The organism is Stappia sp. ABD4_338, from assembly GCF_056312175.1.
The window spans coordinates 4,322,415-4,348,532 of sequence record NZ_CM149982.1 but is presented as its reverse complement, the minus strand read 5'-3'; the positions used below and the strand labels follow the sequence as shown (position 1 = coordinate 4,348,532).

Genomic DNA, 26,118 nt, shown 5'->3' with positions numbered 1-26,118 from the left:
CACCGCAGCCAATCCGCCTGAACCGCGCGCAGCGGCCCTTGCCGCCCGCGCTCACCCGAAACACTGAGACGCCGAAAATACACGGGAGGAGGTTTCAGTTCCCTTTCTCTTTTTCAAGCAGTGCGAGGACGTCGGCGCGATGTGGCAGGGGCGCAACAGCGCCGTAGCCACACACGGCAAGCGCCGCAGCCGCGTTCGCGTGACGGGCCGCCGCGACGCCATCGCCGGTTGCCAGGAGCTCGGCGAGAAAGGCACCGTCGAAGGCATCCCCCGCGCCCGTCGCATCCACCGCCTTCACCACATGCGGTGCGATGCGCTCGCGCGTGTCGCGATTCGCGTAGAGAACGCCGTCGGCCCCGAGCGTCAGCCCCACATGGCGCGCGCCGAGAGCGAGATAGTGGTCAGCGATCTCTCCGGCTGTCTCCAGCCCCGTCAGCAGGCGCGCGTCGTCGAGTCCCGGCAGCACGATGTCGGCCATGGCCGCCGTCGCCTCGATGACGGCCCGGGCCCGCGCCAGCGGCCACAGCTTCAGCCGCAGATTGGTGTCATAGGAAACAAGGCCGCCCGCCTTTCGCACGATGTCGATGGCCTCGAAAACACCGTCGCAGGCAACGTCCGAAATCGCCTGGCTGATGGCCGACACATGCAGCACCTTGGCCTGCTTCAGGAGATCGTGCGGCAGATGCCGTACGCCGTAGCGGCTGGATGCGGAGCCCGCGCGGCGGTAGGAGAAGACATGCCCCTGCGGCCCGTGGGTGACGAAATAAAGCCCTGTGGGAGCGTCCTCCATGCGCAACACCGCGCGCGTGTCGACACGCTCGCTCCGCCACAGCACGTCGAACAGGTCCCCGAACACATCCGCGCCCGTCGCCCCCAGATAGCCGACCGACGCCCCCTGACGCGCCGCCGCGATCGCCGCGTTGGACGTGTCGCCCCCAAAGCCCTGCACATAGGGGCCATCCGGGGTCGTCTGGTTGAACTCGATCATCGGCTCGCCGAGAAACAGAAGCTCCATCGAACACGCCACTCCCATTCTTGTCGCGCAAGGCAAAGGCCCTGCCGCGCCGTTTCAATCGATTTAATTCCCATGCGCCGCCTGTCGCCGCGTGTCAACCGCAGCCTGACAAGCGCTCTCCGCGGGACCGGCGCGCCTCCGCCCCTCGCCAGCGGCGCGCGGGCATGCCAAAACACACCGGGGCGCCTTCGTCAGCAAGGCTCCCGCCTGAAACGAACGACAGATTTCCGGGACGAAGCACATGGCCGACATCGCCCTCCCCTTCCTCGACACCGGGCCGGCGCCGGGAGACGCCACCGACGACGCACCGATCGTGCTTCTGCACGGATTCGCCGGCGACGCGCGCGGATTCTCGGGCCTCTCGGAGCGTCTCGCGCCACGACGTCGCACCATTGCCTTCGACCTTCCCGGCCACGGCAGGGCTCTCGACTGGCCGCGCATCGGCGGAGCGGGAGCCGCGGCGCGCGCCGTCGCCGGATCGCTTGACGTGATGGAGGTGCCCCGCGCCCATGTCGTCGGTCACTCCATGGGCGGGGCCGCCGCCTGCCTGCTCGCGCTCAAGGCGCCGGAACGGGTGGCAAGCATGACGCTTCTGGCGCCCGGCGGCTTCGGCACGGAGATCAACCACGCCCTCCTGCGTCATTTCGCCAGCGCCCGCGAGGCAAACGTCATTCACCTTCTCTTCGAGCAGTTCTTCGGACCCGACTTCGTTCTCCCGCCGCTCGTGGTGCGGCAGGCCGCCGAATGGCGCGCGCGCCCCGGCGTGGTCGAAACCCTGGTGGAGATCGTGAAGAGCCTGCTCGACGGCCCGCGCCAGCAGGTGCTGCCGCTGGAGGATATCGCGGCCCTCGGCATTCCGGTGCGCCTCGTCTGGGGCACTTCCGACAAGGTTTTGCCCGTGACCCAGGCCCGCGACGTGCCGGGCGTCTTCGGGGTGCATGTCTTCGACCGCATGGGCCACATGCCCCATCTGGAGCGCCCGGAAGCCGTCGCCCGCATCATCGGCGAGCAGGTTTCTTCCACCTGACAGCGCGCCGGACATGAAAAAAGGGCCGCGCCCCACGGCACGGCCCTTTTCGTTTTTTGTTCCGGTCCCGAAGGCGGGAGCGCCTTACTTGGCGCCCTTGGCCCGCTCGATGGACTCCAGGATGATGCGCTTTGCCTCGTCCGGGCCGCCGAAGCCGGTGATCTTCACCCACTTGTTCGGCTCGAGATCCTTGTAGTGCTCGAAGAAGTGCTTGATCTGCTGGATGGTGATGTCCGGCAGGTCCTCGTAGTGGTTCACGTTCTCGTAGCGGCGCGTCAGCTTGGCGGACGGCACGGCAAGGAGCTTCTCGTCCTGGCCCGCCTCGTCCTCCATGAACAGCACGCCGATCGGGCGGCAGTTCATGATGGCGCCGGGAACGATCGGGCGCTGGTTGGCCACGATCACGTCGACCGGGTCGCCGTCGCCGCACAGCGTGTGCGGAACGAAGCCGTAATTGCCGGGGTAGCGCATCGGCGTGTAGAGGAAGCGGTCGACGTACATCGCGCCCGCATCCTTGTCCATCTCGTACTTGATGGGCTCGCCGCCGACCGAGACTTCGATGATGACGTTGATGTCTTCGGGCGGGTTCTTGCCGATCGGCACGGCATCAATGCGCATGGGCAGGCTCCTCGGGCAGGCCGGCGGGGCGCGACGAAGCACGGGTCCCGGACCTTGCATGAAACGGTTGATCGCGGGCTGTATGGCAAGCCGCGCCGTCAAAGGCAAGCCGGAAATTGTGCGCTGCACCTTGCGGTCCGGGCCAGCCGGTCTACCAGCGATCGGAAGGGGCGACGAGCCCGTCCACCTGAGCGTAGCCGCCCGATCCCCTGCCCTGGTCGAGCGGATAGGCCTCCTCGACCAGATAGGGACCGCCCCCGACACTGTCCTTCGACGACAGCAGCACGAAGCGGTTCGCCGTGAAGGTCAGCTCCTGAAAGCCCCCGTGCTCGGCCAGCCAGCGCGCCACGTCCTCGTTGCTGGAGGAGCGGCAGCGGGCGAGCGTCACATGCGGCACATACTTGCGCCGCTCGGGCTGGAGCCTGAGGCGCTGCATCATGCGCTCCTGCTCGCCCTGCATCTCCACCAGGTCGCTTGCGGGTTCCACACGCGCGAACACCGCGTGCGGCTTGCCGTTGGCGAACGCCCCCAGCCCGGTGATGCGCACCTGCACGGGAGCCCGGCGCACCCGGTCGAGCGCGTCGGCGATCTCGTCGGCCATCCGGTCGTCGACGTCACCGATGAACCGCAATGTGATGTGATAATTCTCGGGATCGATCCAGCGCGCACCGCGCAGTCCGCCGCGCAGAAGGGAGAGCATGAGGCCCGTCTGGGACGGGATCTCAAGCCCGGTGAACAGTCGAGGCATGGCTTGGCCCTCCGCTGTCTCCGATGCCTTCATCAGGACGGCAAACCCGCATCTCTGCAAGCGAAAAACGGTTTTGCGCGCTGCAACAAGACCTTGCCGCTCCCATCCCCCGCCCTCAACGACGAACGGCGGCTCCCGGGGGAACCGCCGTCGCGCGAATCAGCAGGCTGCGCCCGGGCGGCCTTACGGGCAGGGGCTGCCGCGATGCTGGTAGATCTCGGTGATCCTCGCCTCGATCTCGTCGGTGATCTTGAAGCCGTCCGCATCCAGATCATGCTCGAGCTGGGCGATGGTGGTCGCCCCAAGGATCACCGAGGTGGTGAAGGAACGCGCCTGAACGAAGGCGATGGCAAGCTGCGAGGGCGACACGCCGAGATCGGCGGCAAGGTCGACATAGGCGTTGATCGCCTCCTCCGCGCCCGGCTTCTCGTAGCGCTGCAGCCGGTCGAAGAGCGTCTTGCGGGCGCCCTCGGGCCGAGCGCCGTCGCGGTACTTGCCGGTGAGGTAGCCCTGCGCCAGAGCCGAATAGGCCAGCAGGCCCACCTGCTCGCGATGGGCGATCTCCGCCAGACCGGTCTCGAAGGTCCGGTTGACGAGATTGTAGGCGTTCTGGATCGAGACGACGCGCGGCAGCCCCATCTTCTCGGCAACCGCAAGGAACCGCATGGTGCCCCAGGCGCTCTCGTTCGACAGGCCGACATGACGGATCTTGCCCGCCTTTACATGCTCGGCGAGGGCGGCAAGCGTCTCCTCGATCTCCACCTCGTCCTCGAGGGGCGCCGGGTCGCTCCAGATCGTCGGATTGGAGCCGAAGCCGGACACGTTCCGGTCGGGCCAGTGGATCTGGTACAGGTCGATGTAGTCGGTGCCGAGCCGCTTGAGGCTCTTGTTGACGGCTTCTTCCACATGCGCGCGCGACAGGTTCGCCTTCACGCCCGCGTCACGGAACCAGGTGTTGTCGGACCGTCCCACGACCTTCGTCGCCAGGACCACCTTGTCGCGGTTGCCCCGCGCCTTCAGCCAGGTGCCGATGATTTCCTCGGTGCGGCCCTGGGTCTCGGCCTTCGGCGGGATCGGATAGAGTTCGGCGGCATCGAGAAGGTTGATGCCCCGGTCGAGCGCGAGATCGAGCTGGGCGTGGCCCTCGGCCTCGGTATTCTGCTCGCCGAAGGTCATCGTGCCGAGCGAAAGGCTCGACACGGTAATGTCTGTGCGTCCAAGTCGGCGCTGTTCCATGGGGTCCGTCGTCCTGTTGGAAATGCGGGGCACGCGGGAGGGCGGCCCTCGCGGATATTGCGTAGGGTAAATTGCTGAGGGGCGACACTTTGGCCCCGGCCCCGGCCAAGGTCAACCGCGCGGGGCGCGGTCCTCCCCGCTCCGTGAAATCAGCTTCTCGACGCTTGGCAGGATACCCTCCACGATCAGCTCCACGCCGGCCGCCGTCGGATGCATCCCGTCGGCCATCACCGTCTCGGGCGAAACCGGAATGCCCTCCAGGAAATAGGGATAGAGCAGCACGTCCTCGCTCCGAGCCAGGTCGGGGTAGATCGCGTCGAAGGCGTCGGCATACTCTTCGCCCATGTTGCGCGGCGCCTTCATGCCCGCGAGCAGCACGGTGATGCCGCGCTCCCTGAGCCGGCGCACAATGGCCTCGAGATTGTCCCGCGTGGTCTCGACGGGCAGTCCGCGCAAGGCGTCGTTGGCGCCGAGTTCGACAATCGCCGCGTCCACCTCCTCGCCGAGCGACCAGTCGAGCCGCGCAAGGCCCGCGGTCGTCGTGTCGCCGGAGACGGACGCGTTGAGCACCTTCACATCATGCCCCCGCGCCTTCAACGCCGTCTCGAGCCGGGCGGGAAAGGCGTCCTCGGGCGGGAGCCGGTAGCCGGCGGACAGGCTGTCGCCGAAGGCGGCGATCACGAGAGGGTCGGCTTGCGCGCCCTGCGGCATCCCCGCGACGCAGGCGAGAGCGAAAAGAACGGTCGCCACACGACGTGCGGCGCGGGCAAAAAATGTATCAAACTGTCTCACCGGTTCTCTTCCTCTGGACGCGACTGGCTCGCCTTCCCATATCGTTCAAATCCTTCTCCCGGCAATGCGGCCCGATCGAGGCCCGCCGCCGGACAGTGTCCGCCGGAGCCCTCGAGGGTCGACGCGCGGGCGCGAACCGACGACCGATCGCACGAAGAAACAGGGCTTTCCATGACCGACCGGCCTGCCGCAGCGCCCCTCATCCGGCTTGAAGACGTTCACCTCAGCCTCGGCCAGGGCGCCGGGCGTGTCGACATTCTCAAGGGGGTCGGCCTCGACGTGGAGACCGGCCGTTCGCTCGGCATCGTCGGCCCCTCGGGGTCGGGCAAGTCCACGCTCCTCATGGTGATGGCGGGCCTGGAGCGCGCCGACAGCGGCAGCGTGTCCATCGCCGGCACGGACCTGACGCGGCTCGACGAGGACGCTCTCGCCCGTTTCCGGGGGCGCGAGATCGGCATCGTGTTCCAGTCCTTCCATCTCATTCCCAACATGAGCGCGCTGGAAAACGTCGCGGTACCGCTCGAACTTGCCGGGCGCGCCGACGCCTTCGAGGCGGCACGCGCGGAACTGGAGGCCGTCGGCCTCGCGCATCGCGCCGGCCACTATCCGGCGCAGATGTCCGGCGGCGAGCAGCAGCGCGTCGCGATAGCCCGCGCGCTGGCGATCCGCCCGCCCCTGCTTCTCGCCGACGAACCGACCGGCAATCTGGACGAAACCACCGGCGCGCAGATCGTCGAGCTCATGTTCGAGGCCTGCGCCTCGCGCGGCATGACCATGGTTCTCGTCACCCATGACGCGGCCCTTGCCCGTCGCTGCGATGCCATGATCCGGGTTCGCGACGGGCACATCGAGACCATCGACGCCGAACCCGCGCTCGGGATCGCCTGACGATGCACGGCACCAAGGCACGCCCGTCCGCCGCCCCCTCTCAGCGCTCCCGGCCCGGCCTAGGGCTTGCGATGCGCTTCGCCCTGCGCGAGATGCGCGGCGGCCTGAAGGGATTCTACGTCTTCATCGCCTGCATCGCGCTCGGCGTCGCGGCCATCTCCGGCGTCGCCTCCGTGTCGCGGGCGCTGGTGGAAGGCATCTCGGCCGAGGGAACCACGATCCTCGGCGGCGACATGTCCTTCCGCCTGATCCACCGTCAGGCCGATGCCGACGAGCAGGCGTTCCTCGACGACCTGGGGCAGGTGTCACGGATCGCGACCCTGCGCGCCATGGCCCGCGTGCCCGATACCGGCGAGCAGACACTGGTCGAGCTCAAGGCCGTGGACGGGGCCTTTCCGCTTTACGGCACGATGGAGCTCGCCTCGGGAGCGTCCCTTGCCGACGCGCTCGCCCTGCGGGACGGCCACCATGGCGCCGTCGTGGAGCCCGAGCTTCTGGTGCGCCTCGGCCTCGCGGTCGGCGACACCTTCCGCCTCGGCCGCGCCGAGCTTGCCATCACCGACACGATCGCCACGGAGCCCGACCGGCTGAGCGACGGCGTCAATTTCGGTCCGCGCATCACCATTTCCGACGCGGCACTTGAAGAGACCGGCCTTGTCCAGCCAGGCAGTCTCGTGCGCTGGATCTACCGCATCCGCCTGCCCCAGGGCACGACGACGGACGAAATCGCCACGCTCGAGGAAGAGGCGAAGGCCGCCTTCCCGCGCGCCGGCTGGCGCATCCAGTCCCGCGCCGAGGCCGCGCCCGGTCTCCAGCGCAACATCGGGCGGCTCGCCCAGTTCCTGACCCTCGTCGGCCTGACGGCGCTCGTCGTGGGCGGCGTCGGCGTCGCCAATGCGGTGCGCTCCTATCTCGACGCCAAGCGGCCGGTCATCGCGACCCTGCGCTGCGTCGGCGCCGAGGGCGGCTTCGTCTTCCGCGTCTACCTGATGCAGATCGCCGTGCTCGCGAGCGTCGGCATCGTCATCGGCCTTGTGCTCGGGGCGCTCATCCCGCTTGCCGCCGCCGGCGCGCTCGCCGGCATCCTGCCCGTTCACGCGGTCGCCGGCATCTATCCCGCCGAACTCGGCCTCGGCGCGCTCTACGGTGGCCTCACCGCCCTCGCCTTCGCGCTGTGGCCGCTCGGGCGCGCCCATGACGTCGCGCCCCGGCTGCTGTTTCGCGATGACGTCAGCGGCGAGGCGAAGCGTCCCCGCCCGGCTTATGTCATCGCGACGGTGGCGACCGTGACGCTTCTCGCCGGGCTCGCCGTCGTGCTCGCCGGCGATCTGCGCATCTCGCTGACCTATGTGGGCGCGACGCTGGTCGTCTTTGCGCTTCTGGCGCTCATCGCACGCCTCATCATGGCGCTCGCGCGCCGAGCGCCGCGCCCGCGCGGCACGGAGCTTCGGCTTGCGATCGGCAACATCCACCGCCCCGGCGCGCTCACGCCCTCGGTGGTGCTTTCGCTGGGGCTCGGCCTGTCGCTGCTCGTCACCCTTGCCCTCATCGACGGAAACCTGCGCCGCGAACTTGGCCAGAGCATTGCCGCGCAGGCGCCGAGCTTCTTCTTTCTCGATGTGCAACAGAACGAACGCGAAGCCTTCGACGCCCTGCTCGCCCGCGAGGCTCCGGGGGCGAGCATCGACGGGGCGCCCATGCTGCGCGGACGCATCGCCGCGGTGAACGGCGTGCCCGCCGACCAGCTCACGCCGTCGGAGGGCGGAGCCTGGGTGCTGCGCGGAGACCGCGGCATCACCTATGCGGCCCAAAAGCCGGAGAACGCCACGTTGACCGAAGGAACCTGGTGGCCGGCCGATCATTCGGGAACGCCACTGGTGTCCTTCGAGGCGGACGCGGGCGCCGATCTCGGACTGAAGATCGGAGACACGATCACCGTCAATGTGCTCGGCCGCGAGATCACAGCCGAAATCGCCAACTTCCGACGGGTCGAGTGGGAATCGCTCGCCATCAACTTCGTCATGGTGTTCTCGCCCAACACCTTCGCCGGCGCGCCGCACACGCATCTGCGCACACTGACCTACCCGGACGGCGGCAGCGATGAACGCGAATTCGCCCTGCTCAAGACGCTTTCCTCCGAGTTTCCGACCGTAACGGCGGTGCGGGTCAAGGACGCCATCGAACAGGTCAACGATCTCGTGGCGCAGCTTGCCTGGGCGATCCGCGCGGCCGCCTCGATCACCCTCGTCGCCTCGGTGCTGGTCCTTGCCGGCGCCCTGGCCGCCGGCCATCGTCACCGCACCTACGACGCAGTGATTCTCAAGACGCTGGGCGCGACCCGGGCACGCCTGATCGCGGCCTTCGCGCTGGAATACACGATCCTGGGCCTTGTCACGGCGGCCTTCGCCGTCGGCGCTGGAACGCTGGCCGCCTCCTTCGTGCTGACTCGGGTGATGGACACGGGCTTCACCTTCCTGCCGGCGACGGCGGTCGGAGCGGCCGTTGCCGCGCTCGTGCTCACCGTCGGGCTCGGGTTGATCGGCACCTGGCGCGTGCTGGGACGCAAGCCGGCTCCGGTGCTGCGCAACCTGTGACGACTGACAATCGGCACGTGCCGGGCACGGGGTTTTCCACGACGATCCACGAGATGTGGACGTCTGCCGGCGTGTATTGACATTCAAGCGTTTTCTCCGCGCGCGATCCGGTTACAATTGCGCCGCTTTGGTTCGCGTCCGGCCAATCGGGGGGCTGACGTGCCAGGCGGCGGTGATCCGGCCGGGTCGCTGCCTGCCCGGGCGTGTCGTCAACCGGTCGGGGCGGGGCGTGTGCCGTTGCCAGATCACGGCGCTGCCGGTCAGCGTCGCACAACAACGTCACACAGACCGTCACTTCGGGAGACGTCCGACATGTCCGATTTTCTGCGCCCCATGCGCCGGCTCGCCGCCGCGACCGTGCTTGCCGCAGCCGCCCTCGTCCAGCCCGCCGCGGCTGAATCCCCCTTCCACACCGGTGTCTGGCAGGCCAATGGCGCCAACGGTCCCGAGGGCCTCGTGCTGAGCGACTGGCTGGTGTTCGAGAACGGCCTTCCCGCGCGCTGGCTCTACCGCAAGGCCGGCACCAACGACGCCAACCAGTTCGACTTCTACACCCGCGCCATGGGCGAGAGCGTCTACGCTCCGGTCGAGATCCGTGTCTACCGCACCGGCGAGCACGAGATGACCTACACGATCTTCACGCGGGAGAAGAACAAGAAGGAACAGACGGAAATCTCCAAGGTTTCCGCCAAGCGCCTGTCGATCCCCAATTACAAGAACTCCTGCCTGTCGGTGGAGAACAAGGGCGAGCGCCTGTTCGGCCGCTGGGCCGGCACCAGCGCCTCCAGCTTCAAGTCGTTCCATCTTTCCAAGTCGAAGCTGACCATCGACGGCAAGAGCCGCAAGGTCGAGGCCATGCCCGTGCGCACGGGCCGCATCGGCATCGTGGAAAACGGCCAGCCGATCGCCTTCCTCACGGACGGCGGCGGCGACTACGCCGTGGTGCAGTGGTTCAAGCCGGGCATCGATGTCGCCACGATGATGGACCCGAAGAAGGAAATCCTCGACTTCGCCGGCGAGGAGATCATTCGCTGGCCGAACGGCACCTGCGACCGCCAGATCAAGTCGCGCCTGGCCACCATGAAGTGAGCCGCATGACCGGCCGGCGGGGAAACGTCCTGTTTACCCACTGGCCAGCATGACAAAACCGTAACGCAAAATCGGCACGACGGGCCTTGTTCCGCCGTGCCGCCATCTCCATATTTGGACATGACGTGCGGGCTTTCGCGGTCCTGCCGGAAGGTAGGGGCGTGGAGATTGCATGTCGGGAGGGGAACAGGGCGTGAAGCCGTGGTTCCCCGCTGCGCCGATGCGGGAACGGGACGGATCCTCCCCTCGCGTCGCGCTCAGCGATCCAGAACGTGACCGTGAACCGCGACAGAGAGGACTTTCGATGTCGACCTTCGACCGCAATTCCAACATTCGGTATGCTGCGGCCGGCGCGCGCGCAGAGGCCGGCGTCTATGACGAGGGCCTGCGCGCCTACATGCTGGGCGTCTACAACTACATGGCGATCGGCCTTGCGATCACCGGCGCCATGGCTCTTGCCACCTTCTACATGGCCGTTGAGCAGACCGCCGGCGGCATGGCGCTGACCGCTTTCGGACAGGCCATCTACATGAGCCCGCTGAAGTGGGTGGTGATGCTCGCCCCGCTCGCGGCGGTGTTCTTCCTCAGCTTCAAGATCCAGTCCATGAGCGCAAGCGCCGCGCAGATGACCTTCTGGGTCTATGCGGCCATCATGGGCGTATCGCTGTCCTCGATCTTCCTCGTCTTCACCGGCGAGTCGATCACGCGCGTGTTCTTCATCACCGCCGCGTCCTTCGGTGCGCTGAGCCTCTACGGCTACACCACCAAGAAGGACCTGTCGGGCTGGGGCTCGTTCCTGTTCATGGGCCTGATCGGCATCATCATCGCCTCGCTGGTGAACATGTTCATCGGCTCCTCGGCGATCCAGTTCGCCGTGTCGGTGATCGGCGTGCTCGTCTTCGCCGGCCTGACGGCCTACGACACGCAGCAGATCAAGGAGATGTACTTCGAGGGCGACAGCTCCGAGGTCGCGGCCAAGAAGTCGATCATGGGCGCGCTGCGTCTGTACCTCGACTTCATCAACCTCTTCATCATGCTGCTGCAGCTGTTCGGCAACCGCGACTGATCGCGACGCCGCGCGGGCCCGCACCGGCCCGCGGAACAAGACAGGAAAAAGGGGCGCGGATGCCAATCCGCGCCCCTTTTTCGTTTCCGACGGTGGCCCGGCGATTCTGTCGCGCCCCTCGTGCCGGCCGCTTTTGCCCTGACCGCCATCACGCGTCTTGTCACCCAGTCCGGCCGGATCTCCCCCGCGTCCATTTCTTGCCTTCGGCATGCCCTTGCGGCCTGCCGCCGATTGACCGCCCGTCCGCCCTTGGCAATATCGTCGGCGATCCTCAACAAGCGGACGGACCGTCATGTCACGCGTAAACCGTTTTCGTCATTTCTCCCCTGCACCGCGCCATTCGTTTCTGCTCGCGGGAACCGCGCTCGGCGCGATCCTACTTGCGGGTTCGGCCCAGGCGGATCCGGATGCCGAGTACGACGCCCAGTGGGGTCTCGGCATGATCGGCGCCAAGGCGGCGCATGATCGCGGCTACACCGGTGCGGGCGTTACCGTCGGCGTCGTGGACAGCGGCATCTACGCCTTTCATCCCGATCTTGTCGGCAACCTGAGCCCGGTTTCCATGAACGGTCCGACCGGCCTTTCCGCAGACGGCATCGACGCGGAAGGGCACGGGACCCATGTCGCCGGCACGATCGCGGCCGAGCGCAACGGTTACGGCATGGTCGGCGTGGCGCCGGGCGCCAAGGTGGCGGCCCTTCAGCTCACCAACTACGGCAGCGATGCAATCGATGATGCCACGCTCGACACGACCGCCGCGCGCCTCTTCGACCACGGGCTGGCCAACGGCATCGAGTTCTACAACAACTCCTGGGGCTCCGACCCGATGATGCCCTCGGGCGGCACGGACCTGGAGAACGCGCGGACCTATCTGGAGACCACCTACGACTACATGTTCGATGCCATCGAGCGCGGGGTCGAGGCGGGCAATGTCTACGTCTGGGCCAACGGCAACGACGGCCTGCCGAGCGTGGCGCTCGAGCCCGGCCTTCCCGTCCTCTACCCCGAGCTCAAGGGGCACTGGATCGCGGTCGCCGCGCTGGAACAGGACGGCGAGATCGCTCCCTACTCCAACCGTTGCGGCATCGCCGCGACCTGGTGCATTTCCGCTCCCGGCGGAGACGACGACGAGGACACGGGCGGCATCTATTCCACCTCGCACGACGGCGACTATGTCCGCATGTCGGGCACGTCCATGGCGGCACCGCATGTCACCGGCGCGCTTGCCATCGCGCGGCAGATGTTCCCCGACGCCAAGGGCAGCGAGCTCACCGAACTCATCTTCGCCACCGCGACCGACGTGGGCGAAGCCGGCATCGACGACATCTACGGCTGGGGCATTCTCAACCTTGACGCCCTGACCTCGACCCGTGACGCCAAGACCGGCGCGATCTACGCCCAAGGCACCTATGCCCAGGGCCGCACCATGGGACAGATCGCGGACCTGGCGGCATCGCTGACCGGTGGGCTCGACGGTGGCGCTCCCTCCACCGGCAACGTCACCTTCTCAACCAACGGCGCCGCGCCGGAGACCAACTTCAATGCCCGATGGTGGGCAGCCCCCATCGCCGGCCTCACGAACACGTCGGCAAGCGCCACCAGCGGCTCGGCGCTCACCCGCTCCGCCGGCGCGCTGACCGGCATGGACTTCCGCCCCTCGCAGGACGTGCGTTTCGGCATCGGCCTCGGCTTCAGCGAGACGCGCACCTCGAGCTCGGGCAACAGGAGCCGCGCCACCGGGCTGCACGCACTCGCCTACGCCGGGCTTCGGCGCGGCGCCTGGTTCGCCGACGGAGCCGCCGGCCTCAGCCGTTTCGAGACCTCCACCAGCCGGTCGGGCATCGTCGGCGCGGGCGGCGCGGCGGGCGGCCTTTCCGGTTCCTCCAAGGGGACGGATATCGGCGCGTGGAGCAACGCGCGTGTCGGCATGACCTTCCAGACCGCCCTCGCCACGCTGCAGCCCTACGCACAGGCCCGGCTTGTGCACCAGTGGCTTGGCTCGACGAGCGAAACCGGCGCCGGGGCCTTCGCTCTCACCGCACCGTCCGCAACGACCTCGCAGACGGATCTGGGCGCCGGCATCCGGCTTGTGGCCAACGGCTTCGACACATCCGCCGGCACCTTCCGTCCGGTGCTGGACCTCGCCTATGCCCGTGCGATCGGCTCGCTCGGCGACAGCCGCGCGACAACCATGCTCGGCGCTCCCGTCGCGGCGGGCTCCCTTGGCATCGGACGCGACATCGCCCGCCTGTCCGCCGGCCTGACCTACGCCTCGGCCTCGGGGCGTGTCACCGGCACGCTCGGGTATTCGGGCGAGTACCGGGCGCGCGCGACGTCTCACGCGCTCAACGCCAGCGTCGGCATGAAGTTCTGACGCCCTTTCCGCCCGCAAACGCAAAGGCAAACGGCCGCGCCATCCCCGCGCGGCCGTTTCGCATTGTCATTCAGGTCAACCGGAGCCCGAGCGCTCAGACCAGGCTGAGATGCCGGCGCTTCTCGAAGACCTTGAGCACCTGGGCCAGTTCGCCGCCACGCTTGAGGATCGTCCCTCCCGCGCCGACCACCGCGAAGGCACCCTGACGGCGCGCGTTCTTCGGCACTTTCTCGATGCGGTAGAGCGGCATCTCGGAACTGCGGCGGAAGACGGAGAAGATCGCCCGGTCCTTGAGATGGTCGATGGCATAGTCGCGCCATTCTCCGGCTGCGACCTTCTGCCCGTAGACCCTCAGGATGAGATCCAGTTCCCGGCGGTGGAACGCCGTGACCGGCGGTGCCGCCGGTGCCTGAGGCTGGGCGTGGCCCTGCGTCTGGGGCCGGGCCGGCCCCTGCTGGCCCGCCGCCCCGGATCGTGCGGATATATCCTCGGGATCGCTCATGGCGCCTCCTGGTCTGCGGCCCGGATCGCGGGCCCTCGATGCCGTCACGCAAGCGTCATGATGGGCCGGGGAAAACCCGTTTGGCAAGGGAGGCGGCGAACAGGCGAAGGCGGTGCCGAAGCGGGGTCCGTTCGATTTCATAGTTTTGCCCAATTGCAGCCCATACCGCGCCATCTTGGAGGGGGATAACGGCATCGTTGCAGAAGGAACCCGCTGCGAAGCTTCGGAACGCAACAGCCCCCCAGCCCCCCGGGGTTTTGCGGCAAGGGTTCCGGTTCAGGCACTGGTCTCCAGTTTCCCTGGACGAGGATGCAACCGGAAGGGCCGGCTCAGCGCCGGCCCTTTTCCGTTTCCGGACCCGTTTTTCTCCCGCGTCCCCCTCGCAACCTCCGACAGCGGCGACAAAATTTCGCGCTCTGCTCGCATTGCTTTTGTCCTGCCGCAAACGGGGCTATCATGAGGTCATGACACTCGGTCTGACAGCCCTGCGCCCCGCGCGCGCCCAGGATGCAGAAGCGCTTGCCGCGATCCATGAGGAAACGTGGCGGGCGACCTATCGCGGTGTCATCGACGGGATCGAGCTGGAACGCATGATCTCCCGACGCGGGCCGAAGTGGTGGCGCACGGCGCTGTCACGCGGCGTGCGCATTCTCGTGCTGCATGTGGCCGGCGTTCCCGCCGGGTATGCCACCTTCGGTCGCAGCCGGATGCGCGAGCTTCCCTTCGAGGGCGAGATTTACGAGCTCTACGTGCGCCCCGACCATCAGGGCATGGGATTCGGCACCGAACTGTTTCATGCCGCCCGCTCCGCGCTTGAGAAGTCGCGACTGTCCGGTCTTGCCCTGCGCGTGCTGCGCGACAACGAGGAAGCCGTGCGCTTCTATCACAATCGCGGCGGCCAGGCCCTGATGACGACCCGCGAGCGCGTCGCCCAGACCTCGCTGCACCTCACCGTGTTCGGCTGGTTCCCCGACGATCCGTCCTGACCGCGAACTTGCAGCCCTACCCGCGCGCGCCGTATCGCTCCGCCTTTTCAAGCCACTGTCTCCGGTCTTCCTCGCCGGATCCGTGGATCGGCGCGAACATGCGGAACCGCACCTTCGAGAAGCCGCAGAACTCCAGGATCTGCTTGCGCATCACCCGGAACCCGGGTGCCCGCAGGACGTAGCGCAGATACCATCCCGGCGTGTCGCTGGTGACGAGAACCTCCGCCGTGCGCCCCTTGAGCAGCGGCACGGGAAAGGCCTTTCCCTTTTCGTAGCGATAGGCGAAGCCCGGCAGCAATGCCCGGTCGAACAGCCCCTTGAGCTTGGCCGGAACACCGCCCCACCACAGCGGATGCGCGATCACAAGATGATCGCACCAGGACAGTGCCTCCTGAACGTCGGCAAGGCACGATTCGAGCTCGCGTTTTTCGCCGTAGCCCGAGCGCATGTCCGGGTCGAAGTCCATCGCCGAAAGCCGCAAGATCCTGACCTCCCGGCCCGCCGCCTCCGCGCCGCGCTCATAGGCGGAGGCGATCGCCCCGCAATAGGAGGATGCCACTGGATGTCCGTCGAGAATGAAAACCCTGCTTGCCACGACCACGCTCCGTCTCTACAAAATTGACCGTGGTCACGTAATCATTCATTTTGTGACCATGGTCAATATTTGCTTCCACGTATCACGGATCCGTGATCGACGCTGGTGGTGCCGGCTCGCGGCACCCGGCATGCTGCCGGGCGTCGGAAATGAGGGACGCATGGTCGGAAGACCCCAGCAACGTTCAAGGGACACACGCGCGAAGATCCTCGCTGCGGCTCGCGCGGCCTTTGCCGAGGACGGCTTCGAGACCACGAGCGCCGAGGCCGTCGCACAGCGTGCCGGCGTCTCCAAGGCGACGGTTTTCGCGCATTTCGGCGACAAGACCGGCCTTCTCATCGCCGCCAAGATCGATGGCCTCGACACCATCCTTGCGGACATGCGCGCACGCGCCGAAGCCGTGGGACGGCAGACGCCGGGCAAGGCACTGGCCGGCGTGTTCCTGCCGCTCCTGACGCTCTACCGCGAGGACCCGGAATTCGCGCGCCTGTTCCTCGTGCAGTCGACGCTGAAGGACGGTCCCTGGACGCGCCAGTTCCTGGAGGTCTGCGCGGAGCTTGAGGAGGTGGCAACGCTGGCCTGCACGCGCGCGGCCGACGCCGGAGCCCTGCCCGGCCATCCCGACCCTTCGCTGGCCGCGCAGGGTCTGCTTGCCTTTTTCTATCACGCCATCGTCGGCCACAGCATCGGCACACTGGCCGATGCCGCCGCCCAGGAAAGCTTCTTCACCGCCCTTGTCGAACGCTGGGCAAGCGCCAGCGCGTGAGGTGTCTCAGTTGCGCTCGTCGAGCAGCCGGCGCGCGATCACCTGTGCCTGGATCTCCGCAGCGCCCTCGAAGATGTTGAGAATGCGCGCATCGCACAGCACCCTGCTGATCTGGTACTCGAGCGCGAAACCGTTGCCGCCGTGGATCTGCAGCGCGTTGTCCGCCGCCGCCCAGGCGACCCTGGCGCCCAGAAGCTTGGCCATGCCCGCTTCCAGGTCGCAGCGCCGGCCGGAGTCCTTCTGGAAGGCCGAGAAATAGGTGAGCTGGCGCGCCGCCATCAGTTCGCCCGCCATCAGCGCGAGCTTGTCGGACACACGCGGGAAGGCGATCAGCGACTTGCCGAACTGGACGCGCTCTTCCGCATAGCGAAGCCCGAGATCCAATGCCGCCTGCGCGACGCCAAGCGCCCGTGCCGCCGTCTGGATGCGTGCCGCCTCGAAGGTCTGCATGAGCTGCTTGAAGCCCTGTCCCGGCACCCCGCCGAGCAGGTTTTCATGCGCTACCTCGAAGCCGTCGAAGGCGATCTCGTACTCCTTCATGCCGCGATAGCCGAGCACCTCGATCTCGCCGCCCGACATTCCCGGCGCCGGAAAGGGCTCGTCGTCCGTGCCGCGCGGCTTGGGCGCCAGGAACATGCTCAACCCCTTGTAGCCCGGCTCGGAGGGGTCCGTTCGCGCCAGTAGCGTCATCACGTCGGCGCGCACCGGATGCGTGATCCAGGTCTTGTTCCCGTAGATCTTCCAGGTGTCGCCCTCGCGCACCGCACGCGTCTTCAGCGAGGCGAGGTCGGAACCGGTGTTGGGCTCGGTGAAGACGGCCGTGGGCAACACCTCGCCGGACGCGATCTTCGGCAGCCAGTCGGCCTTCTGCGCGTCCGTTCCGCCGCACAGGATGAGTTCGGCGGCGATCTCGGAGCGCGTGCCGAGCGAGCCGACGCCGATATAGGCCCGGCTCAGTTCCTCCGAGACGACGCACATGCTCTCCTTGCCAAGCCCCAATCCGCCGAAGTCCTCCGGGATCGTCAGGCCGAACACGCCGAGATCCGCCATCTCGGCGATGACCTCGAGCGGGATGTAGGCGTTCTTCAGATGCCAGTCGTGGGCAAAGGGCTCGACCCGGTCGGACGCGAATCGCCGCATCTCGCCGCGCACCTGCTCATAGGTGTCCTCAAGCCCTGTCGCGCCGAAGACCGACACGCCGCGCTGCTGGCGCATGAGTTCCGCAAGCCGGGCGCGAAGATGTCTTGCGCTGCCCTCGTCGATCAGCCGATCCACCGCTGCGGTGCGAAAGCCGTCGGCCTCCTCCCGCGCGATGCCGAGATCGGCCAGGCGCACGATTTCGTTCTGGTTCATGGGAATGCCGCCGAAGACCTGCGCCAGATATTCGGCGAAGGCGATGCGCAGCGTCAGCTCCTCGGTCTCCCCGAACGCGCCTTCCTCGCCAAGACGTGCCGCCCAGGCGTCGAGCTGCTTCAGCGCCTCCGCGTAGGTCGCGAGCCAGGCAAGGCCATGGGTCGCGCGCTGTTCCTCCTCCATGCGCGCGGAGGAAATCCGCCCGTCCACGGCGACCAGGTCGCGCACCCGCGCGACCGCCAGCCTCACGAGCCGCTCCACGTCCGCGACTGCCGCCGCCCTCAGCGCGCCGGTCTCCCCGGCGTCCCTCGTGATCTCCGCCTGACCAGTCTGCGACATCCCGTCCATCTCCCGAAACTCTCTCCCTCGCGCCTCCGGCCCCGTCTTCGCGGCCGAAAATGGTGCAGCGCACACATTACCGCCGCCTCGCCGCGAAGCAATGCTTCTTTTGGCTCGCCCCTGGAGAAATTATCTTGCGCGCACTGGTTCGGGCCCCATGCCTGGCGCATGGCTCTGATCGAGGGCGGGTTGACGGGGCAGCGCCTGCACCGCAAAACCGTCTCACCATGCGTTTCAAGAGAGCCTTCCGGGCCACCTTCGCCGTCCTTCGCGACGCCATCCGTCACATGAGCGCCGACGACGGCTTCGCGGTCGCGAGCCACGTGGCCCTGTCGTCCCTGCTCGCCCTGTTTCCCTTCCTGATCTTCATCGCGGCGCTGACCGGCTTCCTGGGCATGGCCGGCATGGCGGACCGGATCGCGGCGCTGCTCTTCGATGCCTGGCCGAAGGAGGTCGCGGGCCCCATCGCGCGCGAGATCCGCGTCGTTCTGACCGAGCCGCGCGGCGATGCCCTGACCTTCGGTATCGTGGTCGCGCTGTGGTTCGCCGCCAACGGGGTGGACGCGCTCAGGATCGCGCTCAACCGGGCCTATGGCGTCATCGAGCGCCGCTCCTACCTGCGCCTCAGGCTCATGGCCATCGCGCTGGTCATCGCCGGCTCGGTGATTCTCATCGCCTTCGCCTTCCTGATCGTCTTCGCACCGCTGGCGATCAAGGCGGCACTGGCCTTTGCCCCGGTGATCGAGCCCTTCGTCAACCGGCTGAACCTGTCCCGCTACATGATCGCGACCCTGCTCACGCTTGGCGGTCTGCTGGTGGTGCACAGTTTCCTGCCCGCGCAGCGGCGGCGCTTTCTCGACGTTCTGCCAGGCATCCTGGCCACCCTTGCGCTCTGGCTGGCCGCCGGCGCGGCCTTCGGCGCCTATCTGGCGAGCTTCGCCAACTATGTCTCCACCTACGCCGGCCTTGCCGGCGTCATGACAGCGCTGGTGTTCCTCTACATGGTCTCGGCGTGTTTCGTTTTCGGCGGCGAGCTCAACGCCGCGATCCTGCGCCGGCGCAAGCAGGCAGCCACAAGCCTCCAGGGTGTGGGGGGCTAGTCAGGGCGTGGGCGGGCAGGCCGTCAGGCGGGCATCCGCCGCGTGCCGACCCGACGCTCGCGGATCATCAGCAGCGCGCCGACAACCAGCGCCATTCCCGCGATCTGCGCCGGCACCAGCGTCTCGCCGAACAGGAAATAGCTCTCCACCGTGGTCGCCACCGGAACCAGGTAGAACAGGCTCGCGACCCGGGCCGCGCTGCCCGCCCGGATCAGCACCATCAGCAGCAGGATCGCGCCGACCGACAGCACAAGCACCAGCCACGCCATGGCGAAGACGAGTTCGCCCGACCAGGTGATGTGCCAGCTTTCGCCAAGCGACAGCGGTGCGACGACGGCGAGCGCGCCGAAATACTGCACCACGGTGCCGGACACGAGATCCGTCGTTCCCGCGTGCTTCTTCTGGTAGACGGTGCCGAGGGAGATGCCCGCCACCGCCACGAGGCATATGAGCGCATTGGCGGGCGTCATGCCGGAGGCGGCCGCGCCGAGCTTCGGCAACACGACGAGCGCCAATCCCGCGGCGCCCAGCGCCAGCCCCGCCCAGTGCCGCCGGGCAATCGCCTCGCCCAGCATGGGGCCGGCGATCAACGCCGTCATCAGCGGCTGCAGGCCCAGAACCAGCGCGGTCACGCCGGCCGGCATTCCATTGTCGATGGCATAGAAGATGGCGCCGAGATAAACGCCATGGATCATCCCGCCGGCCAGGATCGCATGGCCCCAGGCCCGGCCGCCGCGCGGCCAGTGCGCGCCGCTTGCCACCGCGATGAGGGCAAGCACCGGCAGCACCAGCGCGAACCGCACGGTGAGAAAGGCGAAGGGCTCGATATAGGGCGCGCCAAGCTTCGAACCGATGAACCCGGTCGACCACAGCAGCACGAAGATGCCGGGCGCGGTTTTCTGCAAGATGTTTCCCAAGACAACCTCGAAGGGGATCACGGTCGATCGACCGGAGGGCACCGACACGGCACCATAGTGTCTTGCCGACGGACCCGCATCCTCTATCTCCCGGGTGCCGGAGCACGCCGGCGGCCGATCCCGCGTTTGCGCTTTGGAAAAATCGCGGGCAAAGTCCGCCCGGGTTCATGCGGCGCGAGGTCCCCCTGCCCCGCGCGGCGCTCCTCCTGCCACGGCCACGGGCCACGCCTCCACGCACAGCGCCGACCGGCGCTCAAAGCCAAGGGACACGGGAACATCATGGGCGAGAGCATCGTCATCGTCGGCGCCGGACAGGCCGGCGCGCAGGTCGCGCAGTCGCTGCGCCAGGCCGGCCACGAAGGACCGATCACGCTGATCGGCGACGAGGCACAGGCGCCCTATCAGCGCCCGCCCCTGTCCAAGAAATACCTCGCCGGCGAGATCGACGCCGAGGGGCTGGCGCTGCGCCCCGATGCCTTCTACGAGCAGAACCGCATCACCTGCCGTCTCGGTGTCCGCGTCGAGGCCATCGAGCGTGACACCAAACAGCTTCGGCTTTCGGACGGAGAAATCCTCGCCTACGACCGGCTGGTGCTGGCGACCGGCACCCGCCCCCGCCGCCTGCCGGTCCCCGGCGCGGATCTCGAGGGCATCGTCAGCCTGCGCGGCATCGCCGACGTGGACACGATCCGCGCCCACCTCCAGCGCCCGTCGCGCATCGCCATCGTCGGCGGCGGCTACATCGGACTGGAATTCGCCGCCGTGGCCCGCAAGCTCGGCCACGAGGTGACCGTCATCGAGGCTCAGGAACGCGTCATGCAGCGCGTGGTCTCGCCCGCCGTCTCGTCCTGGTTCGAGGCGCTGCATACGGGCGAAGGCGTCACGCTGCGCCTCGGCACGGCCATCGCCGGTTTCTACGGCACGGGCAGGGTCGAGGGGGTGCGGCTCGCCGATGAAAGCACCATCGACTGCGACATGGTGCTGACCGCCGTCGGTGCCCAGCCCAACGACGAGCTCGCGAGCGCCACGGGTCTGGAGACCGATGACGGCATTCTCGTCGACGCGGCCGGACGCACCTCCGACGAGGCGATCTTCGCCGCTGGCGACTGCACCCGCTTCTTCTCCGCCCTCTACAACCGCTCGATCCGCCTGGAGAGCGTCCAGAACGCCATCGACCAGGCCAAGATCGTCGCCCAGGCGCTGACCGGCGGCGAGCCGGATTACGATCCGGTGCCCTGGTTCTGGTCCGACCAGTACAAGGTCAAGCTCCAGATCGCCGGCCTCTCGCCCGGCCATGACGAGGCACGCACGTTCGGGGATCCGGCGACGGGCAGTTTCTTCGTCGCCTATCTTGAAAAGGGGCGGCTCATCGCGGTCGACAGCATCAACCACCCGCGCTCGCACATGATGGCGCGCCGGGCGGTGGGAAAGCCGTTCGCGGAAGGTCTTCTGCCGGAGGGCTGAGGCCCTTTGGCCCCACGCCGGCTACGTGCCGACTACGCGGACGGCCCCGTGTCGTCCGGCTCCGCCTCGATGGCCTCCATGTCGGCATCCGAAAGGCCGAAATGATGGCCGATCTCGTGCACCAGAACATGAGTGACGATGTCGCCGAGCGGTTCCTCGTAGGCGGCCCAGTAATCGAGGATGGCGCGGCGATAGAGCGTGACACGGTTGGGCATCTGCCCGCTCCAGCCGGTGGCGCCGCCCTGCGCCAGGCCGACGCCCTCGAAGAGACCGAGCAATTCGAACGGGTCCTCGATGCTCAGGGCGTCGAGGACGTCGTCCTCGGCGAGATCCGTGACCCGGATCTCGATCTCGCCGCACAGCGCGCGGAAGGTTTCGGGCAGATCATCGAAGGCATGGCGCGCCAACGTCTCGAAATCGGATAGATCGGGGGCCATGAGCCCGGCCCAGTCACGATCAACGCCGCGCCTGTCAACAAATCCCATGCGTCCTGCGTCCTTCCTGCAAGCCCCGTCCCCTACGGACGATTTCTAGAGGACATAGGTCCACAGGAGGTAAATCGCGAGTCCGATCGCGAACACGGCCCCGGCGCCGCGCCCGATACGCCGGCCCATGCGCTCGATCGGATCTTCCTCCTCGCGGGTCTTCGAAGCTCCCTCGAAGGCGGCGCGCAGCACGGTCTCGCTCTCGCGCTCAGCCCTCGACAGCGTGCGCCGGGCTTCTTCCCGGCGTTCGGCGTCTTTTTCCTCGCGCGAGGTCATCACCACCCCTCAGACCGTGCGGTCGCGCCGGGCACGCAGCCCCAGCGCCGCCACGAGCGCCAGCAGCGCGACGGCGGCCGAGGCGACCGCGTTCCACCCTGCGAAGGACAGGCCGAAAAGCCGCCAGCTTGCCTCGGTGCAGCTCACGACGCGCGTCGACTTGAGCGCGTTGAGCATTCCCGCCGCCGAACTCGGGATCGCGGCTCCGCCGCCGCAGTCCACCGGTCCGGGCCAGAAGCCCCATTCGGCGCCGGACTGATAGATCCCGAGACCAGCGCCGTAGAAGAACACCGCCGCGACCGCCAGCAGCAGCAGCATGGCGAGAGACCGCATGTGCCCCCTCCAGAGGAGGATCAGCGCAAGGAGCGCGAGCGGAAGTCCGATATAATAGGGAACTCGCTGTTCCAGGCACAGCTTACAGGGCGCGTATCCGCCGAGGATCTGGAACCCCCAGGCCGTCAGGATCGCGGCAAGCCCGCCAACGAGCGCGAGCAGCGTCGCGACGGCGGGCGTAAGGCGGGAAAGCAGCATGGGAACCCCTTGGCGTTACAGGAACTTGATCGCGATGAAGCCGCCGACGAGTCCCACCACGAAAATCGTGAACATGAGCCCGAGCCGCTTCTCGATGAAGGTCCGGATCGGCGGGCCGAAAAGATAGAGCAGACCCGCCACCACGAAAAAGCGCAGACCCCGCGCCAGGACGCTGGCGACCATGAAGACGGCGAAGTCGAGGCCGGTCGCGCCGCTGGCGATTGTGATGACCTTGTAGGGAAAGGGCGTCACGCCGGCGATGAACACGATCCACGCCCCGTATTCGTTGAAACGGGCGCCGAACTGCTCGAACTTGTCGAGGTAACCGTAGAACGCCAGTATGGGTTCGGCCACCTGCAGGAACAGGAAGGCTCCGATCGCATAGCCCACCGCACCGCCGACAACGGAGGTGACGGTGGCGATCGTCGCATAGGCGAAGGCCTTCGTCCGCCGGGCGATCACCATCGGGATCAGCAGGATGTCGGGAGGGATCGGAAAGAACGAGCTTTCGGCGAACGAAACCGCCCCGAGCGCCAGCGGCGCGCGGCGTCCCGAGGCAAGCGACATTGTCCAGTCGTAGAGGCGGCGCAACATGAAAGCTCAATAGCCGGACGCGGGCCGCTTGTCATCTCAATCCGCTGCGGCATCCGGTCTTGGACAGGCCGGAGGTTTCAATTGACGACGCAGGCGCCGTGGCTATGATCGCGCCCGGTCGCCACGACTCTCGTCCGTGCCGCGAATGCCCCTGTGGCGGAATTGGTAGACGCGACGGATTCAAAATCCGTTTCCCTAACCGGAGTGTCCGTTCGAGTCGGACCAGGGGCACCACAGGCCCGGACCGTCAGGGTCCGTTTCGGTCTCTTTCGCGCCAGCGCCCATATGCCGCCGCACCGAAACCCAAGAGCCGCATCCTGCCCCGGCCGGGCAGCCTTGACGACACGCCGGCGGCCCCGGCCTGAAACCCGCCCGAGGAACCCGCCCGTGACAGCCCACCGCCGCTCGATCATCGACGCCTGCCTGGCCATGAACGCCTCGGGCCTCAACCAGGGCACGTCGGGCAATGTCTCGCTGCGCACCGACGACGGCTTCCTGATCACCCCGTCCGGCATCGCCTATGACGCGATGAGCGAGGACCAGATCGTGCCGGTGGCCATGGACGGGAGCCACGAGGGGCCCTTCCTGCCCTCGTCCGAGTGGCGGATGCACCGCGACATCTACGCCGGTCATGCGGACGCGGGCGCGGTGGTGCACCTGCATTCGCCCCACGCCACGGCGCTGTCCTGCCTGCGCCGCGACATTCCGCCGTTCCACTACATGATCGCGGTCGCCGGCGGAACGACCATGCGCTGCGCGTCCTATGCCACGTTCGGCACGCAGGCTCTCTCCGAGGCGATGCTTCCCGCCCTGGAGAACCGCAAGGCCTGCCTGCTCGCCAATCACGGCATGATCTGCTTCGAGCGCACGCTCGACAAGGCGCTGTGGCTCGCTGGCGAGGTCGAGACGCTCTGCCGGCAGTACATTCTCGCCTGCCAGGCCGGAACGCCGGTGATCCTCTCCAACTCCGAGATGGCCGACGTGCTGGATCGCTTCGCGACCTATGGCCGGCAGCCGGCGCGCGAGAGCTGATTCCGGAAGACGGCCGACCGAGGGTCATCGCGGCGGTTTTCGCCCTAGCCGGCAAACAAATGCGCACTCAGCGCGCTTTTGTGGACAGCTCCCGCGTTTCGCGCTATCGGAAGTGCATGGACCACGACACGCCCCCTCGCGCCCGGAGCGCGACTTCTCCCGCCCGCGAGGTCGAGCTGAAGCTCGAGACCGACCGCACCGCTCTCCAGCGCCTGAAGAAGGCCGCCCCGCCCCCGGGCTTCACGGTCGCGCGCGCGGTGACCAAGCCGCTGCAGTCGATTTATTTCGACACGCCGGACCTTGCCCTCAAGACGGCCCGCTGGTCGCTGCGGGTGCGCAAGACGGGCGGCTCCTGGGTGCAGACGGTGAAGGCCGGGACCGGCGTGGTCGGCGGCCTTTCGACACCGCGTGAGCACGAAGTGCCCGTGGCCGGGCCGATGCCCGACCTTACCCGTATCGACGACGCGGACCTGCGCGAACGCCTCTGGCGGCTCCTCGACGGCGCCGTTCTGGATCCGGTGTTCGAGACCGCGATGACGCGCACGAAGCGGGTGTTTTCCGGTCCCGACGGAGCGGTGGTCGAATGCGCGCTGGACGCGGGCGAGATTCGCGCCGGCGAGCGCAGCCAGCCGCTTTTCGAGGCCGAACTGGAACTCAAGGACGGCTCGGTCGAGAGCCTCTTTGCCCTGGCGGAAGGGCTCGCCGGGCTTGGTTCGGCCCGCCTGTCGCGCTTCACCAAGGCCGAGAGGGGCTACCGTCTCGTGGCTGGTGAAAACGGCCCGGCCGAAGCCTTCAAGGCCGAAAAGGCCGGCGTCACGAGCCGCGATACGGTCGAGGACGCGTTCCGCGCCATCCTGCGGTCATGCCTTGTCCAGATCGCGGCCAACCGGGACGCGACGCTCGACAGCGATGCCCCGGAAGGCCCGCACCAGCTTCGCGTCGGCCTGCGGCGGCTGCGCAGCGCGCTCAAGGTCTACGGCAAGGCACTCGCGCCCGAGACCCGCGAGCGGCTCGACACCGACGCGCAGGATCTCGCCACCCGGGTTGGCGCCCTGCGCGACCTCGACGTGCTGGCCGCGGAGATCGTCGCTCCGGCCCTTGCCGCGGCCCCCGACGAACTGGCCGAGCCGGCGCGCGAGCGCCTGTCACGGGCCCTGGCCGCCCGCCGGCTTGCCACCCGCCGCGACCTGCGCGCCCACCTCGAGGGCCCGGCCGTCAACGCGCTGGTCTTTCATCTGGGACAGATCGCGGAAGGAGAGGCCTGGCGCGAGGCGGCCCGCGCCGCCCATGGCGTCGAGATCGACGCGGTATGGGACGCGCCGCTGGCGGGCTTTGCCGCGAAGGCCATGGCAAAACGCTGGAAGGCGGTCGCCCGGCTTGGGGCACGGCTCGACGAACTCGACCTCGAAGAGCGCCACGACATGCGCAAGGCGCTCAAGAAGCTGCGCTACACGCTGGAGTTCTTCCGTCCCGTCTTCGACCGCAAGACGCTGAAGCCCTTCCTGTCGCGGCTCAAGCGCCTGCAGGATGTCTTCGGCTATCTCAACGACGTGGTGATGGCCCACACGCTGGTGCGCCTCGTCGCCGAGGAGGCAGAAGGCGACACCGAGCCGACGCTTGCCGCCGGCTATGTGCTCGGCTGGCACGACGCGCGCGCCGCCCATGCCTGGCAGGACACCCGCGCCCTTTGGGACGACACCCGCGCCGCCGACCGTTTCTGGACGTCCTGAC

Annotated in this window: 25 protein-coding genes and 1 tRNA gene; 13 read left to right on the top strand and 13 right to left on the bottom strand. The window is 67.8% G+C overall.

The window, feature by feature from the left end; all coding sequences use genetic code 11:
• Positions 1–94: 94 nt before the first annotated feature.
• Positions 95–1,015, bottom strand: coding sequence for a sugar kinase (locus ACYX4S_RS19520; protein WP_476361395.1), 921 nt, complete (start codon positions 1,013–1,015; stop codon positions 95–97).
• Positions 1,016–1,256: 241 nt separating this feature from the next.
• Here ACYX4S_RS19520 and ACYX4S_RS19515 point away from each other — a divergent pair, with 241 nt between their 5' ends.
• Entirely contained in the window at positions 1,257–2,042 is a 786-nt protein-coding gene (locus tag ACYX4S_RS19515; RefSeq protein ID WP_476361394.1) for an alpha/beta fold hydrolase, read from the top strand.
• A gap of 84 nt (positions 2,043–2,126) precedes the next feature.
• Here ACYX4S_RS19515 and ppa read toward each other — a convergent pair whose 3' ends face one another.
• The 4 genes from ppa to ACYX4S_RS19495 all read right to left on the bottom strand — a co-directional run bounded on the left by ppa (position 2,127) and on the right by ACYX4S_RS19495 (position 5,355).
• On the bottom strand, positions 2,127–2,660 hold the full coding sequence (gene ppa, locus ACYX4S_RS19510; RefSeq protein ID WP_293722234.1) for an inorganic diphosphatase: 534 nt from the start codon (positions 2,658–2,660) through the stop codon (positions 2,127–2,129).
• A 151-nt stretch (positions 2,661–2,811) separates the two neighbouring features.
• Positions 2,812–3,408 (bottom strand): RNA 2',3'-cyclic phosphodiesterase, encoded by a 597-nt coding sequence (gene thpR / locus ACYX4S_RS19505; protein WP_422067435.1) that lies wholly within the window; start codon positions 3,406–3,408, stop codon positions 2,812–2,814.
• A 183-nt stretch (positions 3,409–3,591) separates the two neighbouring features.
• Positions 3,592–4,644, bottom strand: coding sequence for an aldo/keto reductase (locus tag ACYX4S_RS19500; RefSeq protein ID WP_422067434.1), 1,053 nt, complete (start codon positions 4,642–4,644; stop codon positions 3,592–3,594).
• Between the two features lie 111 nt (positions 4,645–4,755).
• Complete coding sequence (locus ACYX4S_RS19495; protein WP_476362895.1) at positions 4,756–5,355, bottom strand: arylesterase; 600 nt, start codon at positions 5,353–5,355, stop codon at positions 4,756–4,758.
• A 252-nt stretch (positions 5,356–5,607) separates the two neighbouring features.
• Between ACYX4S_RS19495 and ACYX4S_RS19490 the strand changes: the two genes are divergently transcribed.
• The 5 genes from ACYX4S_RS19490 to ACYX4S_RS19470 all read left to right on the top strand — a co-directional run bounded on the left by ACYX4S_RS19490 (position 5,608) and on the right by ACYX4S_RS19470 (position 13,447).
• Positions 5,608–6,324, top strand: coding sequence for an ABC transporter ATP-binding protein (locus ACYX4S_RS19490; RefSeq protein WP_476361393.1), 717 nt, complete (start codon positions 5,608–5,610; stop codon positions 6,322–6,324).
• Between the two features lie 2 nt (positions 6,325–6,326).
• Complete coding sequence (locus ACYX4S_RS19485) at positions 6,327–8,918, top strand: ABC transporter permease (protein WP_476361392.1); 2,592 nt, start codon at positions 6,327–6,329, stop codon at positions 8,916–8,918.
• 312 nt (positions 8,919–9,230) lie between these two features.
• Complete coding sequence (locus ACYX4S_RS19480; RefSeq protein ID WP_476361391.1) at positions 9,231–10,007, top strand: hypothetical protein; 777 nt, start codon at positions 9,231–9,233, stop codon at positions 10,005–10,007.
• Between the two features lie 304 nt (positions 10,008–10,311).
• Complete coding sequence (locus ACYX4S_RS19475) at positions 10,312–11,073, top strand: Bax inhibitor-1/YccA family protein (RefSeq protein WP_293722254.1); 762 nt, start codon at positions 10,312–10,314, stop codon at positions 11,071–11,073.
• 292 nt (positions 11,074–11,365) lie between these two features.
• Positions 11,366–13,447: a S8 family peptidase gene (locus ACYX4S_RS19470; protein WP_476361390.1), complete on the top strand. Its 2,082-nt coding sequence runs from the start codon at positions 11,366–11,368 to the stop codon at positions 13,445–13,447.
• Positions 13,448–13,541: 94 nt separating this feature from the next.
• Here the strand turns inward: ACYX4S_RS19470 and ACYX4S_RS19465 are convergent, their stop codons facing one another.
• Positions 13,542–13,949, bottom strand: coding sequence for a DUF2794 domain-containing protein (locus tag ACYX4S_RS19465; protein WP_476361389.1), 408 nt, complete (start codon positions 13,947–13,949; stop codon positions 13,542–13,544).
• A gap of 464 nt (positions 13,950–14,413) precedes the next feature.
• On the opposite strand from ACYX4S_RS19465, the gene ACYX4S_RS19460 reads away from it, so the two are divergent.
• Complete coding sequence (locus ACYX4S_RS19460) at positions 14,414–14,935, top strand: GNAT family N-acetyltransferase (protein WP_293722259.1); 522 nt, start codon at positions 14,414–14,416, stop codon at positions 14,933–14,935.
• A gap of 16 nt (positions 14,936–14,951) precedes the next feature.
• Here ACYX4S_RS19460 and ACYX4S_RS19455 read toward each other — a convergent pair whose 3' ends face one another.
• Positions 14,952–15,530, bottom strand: coding sequence for an NAD(P)H-dependent oxidoreductase (locus ACYX4S_RS19455; RefSeq protein WP_476361388.1), 579 nt, complete (start codon positions 15,528–15,530; stop codon positions 14,952–14,954).
• A gap of 160 nt (positions 15,531–15,690) precedes the next feature.
• Between ACYX4S_RS19455 and ACYX4S_RS19450 the strand changes: the two genes are divergently transcribed.
• Complete coding sequence (locus ACYX4S_RS19450) at positions 15,691–16,296, top strand: TetR/AcrR family transcriptional regulator (RefSeq protein ID WP_476361387.1); 606 nt, start codon at positions 15,691–15,693, stop codon at positions 16,294–16,296.
• A gap of 6 nt (positions 16,297–16,302) precedes the next feature.
• Here the strand turns inward: ACYX4S_RS19450 and ACYX4S_RS19445 are convergent, their stop codons facing one another.
• A complete protein-coding gene (locus ACYX4S_RS19445) occupies positions 16,303–17,988 on the bottom strand; it encodes an acyl-CoA dehydrogenase family protein (RefSeq protein ID WP_476361386.1) in 1,686 nt (561 codons plus the stop codon).
• Positions 17,989–18,215: 227 nt separating this feature from the next.
• Between ACYX4S_RS19445 and ACYX4S_RS19440 the strand changes: the two genes are divergently transcribed.
• Positions 18,216–19,088 carry a YihY/virulence factor BrkB family protein gene (locus tag ACYX4S_RS19440; protein WP_476361385.1) on the top strand — a complete coding sequence of 291 codons (873 nt, stop codon included), beginning with the start codon at positions 18,216–18,218 and terminating at the stop codon, positions 19,086–19,088.
• A gap of 23 nt (positions 19,089–19,111) precedes the next feature.
• On the opposite strand, the gene ACYX4S_RS19435 is transcribed toward ACYX4S_RS19440, so the two are convergent.
• Entirely contained in the window at positions 19,112–19,993 is an 882-nt protein-coding gene (locus ACYX4S_RS19435) for a DMT family transporter (RefSeq protein WP_476361384.1), read from the bottom strand.
• A gap of 291 nt (positions 19,994–20,284) precedes the next feature.
• Here ACYX4S_RS19435 and ACYX4S_RS19430 point away from each other — a divergent pair, with 291 nt between their 5' ends.
• On the top strand, positions 20,285–21,469 hold the full coding sequence (locus tag ACYX4S_RS19430; RefSeq protein WP_476361383.1) for an NAD(P)/FAD-dependent oxidoreductase: 1,185 nt from the start codon (positions 20,285–20,287) through the stop codon (positions 21,467–21,469).
• 32 nt (positions 21,470–21,501) lie between these two features.
• Here the strand turns inward: ACYX4S_RS19430 and ACYX4S_RS19425 are convergent, their stop codons facing one another.
• The 4 genes from ACYX4S_RS19425 to ACYX4S_RS19410 are packed head-to-tail and all read right to left on the bottom strand — an operon-like array spanning position 21,502 to position 23,355.
• Positions 21,502–21,954 (bottom strand): metallopeptidase family protein, encoded by a 453-nt coding sequence (locus ACYX4S_RS19425; RefSeq protein WP_422067422.1) that lies wholly within the window; start codon positions 21,952–21,954, stop codon positions 21,502–21,504.
• Positions 21,955–21,999: 45 nt separating this feature from the next.
• Positions 22,000–22,230 (bottom strand): hypothetical protein, encoded by a 231-nt coding sequence (locus tag ACYX4S_RS19420; protein ID WP_476361382.1) that lies wholly within the window; start codon positions 22,228–22,230, stop codon positions 22,000–22,002.
• A 9-nt stretch (positions 22,231–22,239) separates the two neighbouring features.
• Positions 22,240–22,761, bottom strand: a complete 522-nt coding sequence (locus ACYX4S_RS19415) for a disulfide bond formation protein B (protein ID WP_476361381.1) — start codon at positions 22,759–22,761, stop codon at positions 22,240–22,242.
• A 15-nt stretch (positions 22,762–22,776) separates the two neighbouring features.
• The gene (locus ACYX4S_RS19410) at positions 22,777–23,355 is read right to left on the bottom strand and encodes a YqaA family protein (RefSeq protein ID WP_422067420.1); all 579 of its coding nucleotides are present in this window, start codon (positions 23,353–23,355) and stop codon (positions 22,777–22,779) included.
• Between the two features lie 147 nt (positions 23,356–23,502).
• Between ACYX4S_RS19410 and ACYX4S_RS19405 the strand changes: the two genes are divergently transcribed.
• The 3 genes from ACYX4S_RS19405 to ACYX4S_RS19395 all read left to right on the top strand — a co-directional run bounded on the left by ACYX4S_RS19405 (position 23,503) and on the right by ACYX4S_RS19395 (position 26,117).
• Positions 23,503–23,589 (top strand) — tRNA-Leu (locus ACYX4S_RS19405).
• A gap of 153 nt (positions 23,590–23,742) precedes the next feature.
• A complete protein-coding gene (locus ACYX4S_RS19400) occupies positions 23,743–24,387 on the top strand; it encodes a class II aldolase/adducin family protein (protein WP_476361380.1) in 645 nt (214 codons plus the stop codon).
• Positions 24,388–24,503: 116 nt separating this feature from the next.
• Positions 24,504–26,117: a CYTH and CHAD domain-containing protein gene (locus ACYX4S_RS19395; RefSeq protein WP_476361379.1), complete on the top strand. Its 1,614-nt coding sequence runs from the start codon at positions 24,504–24,506 to the stop codon at positions 26,115–26,117.
• Position 26,118: the final 1 nt, after the last annotated feature.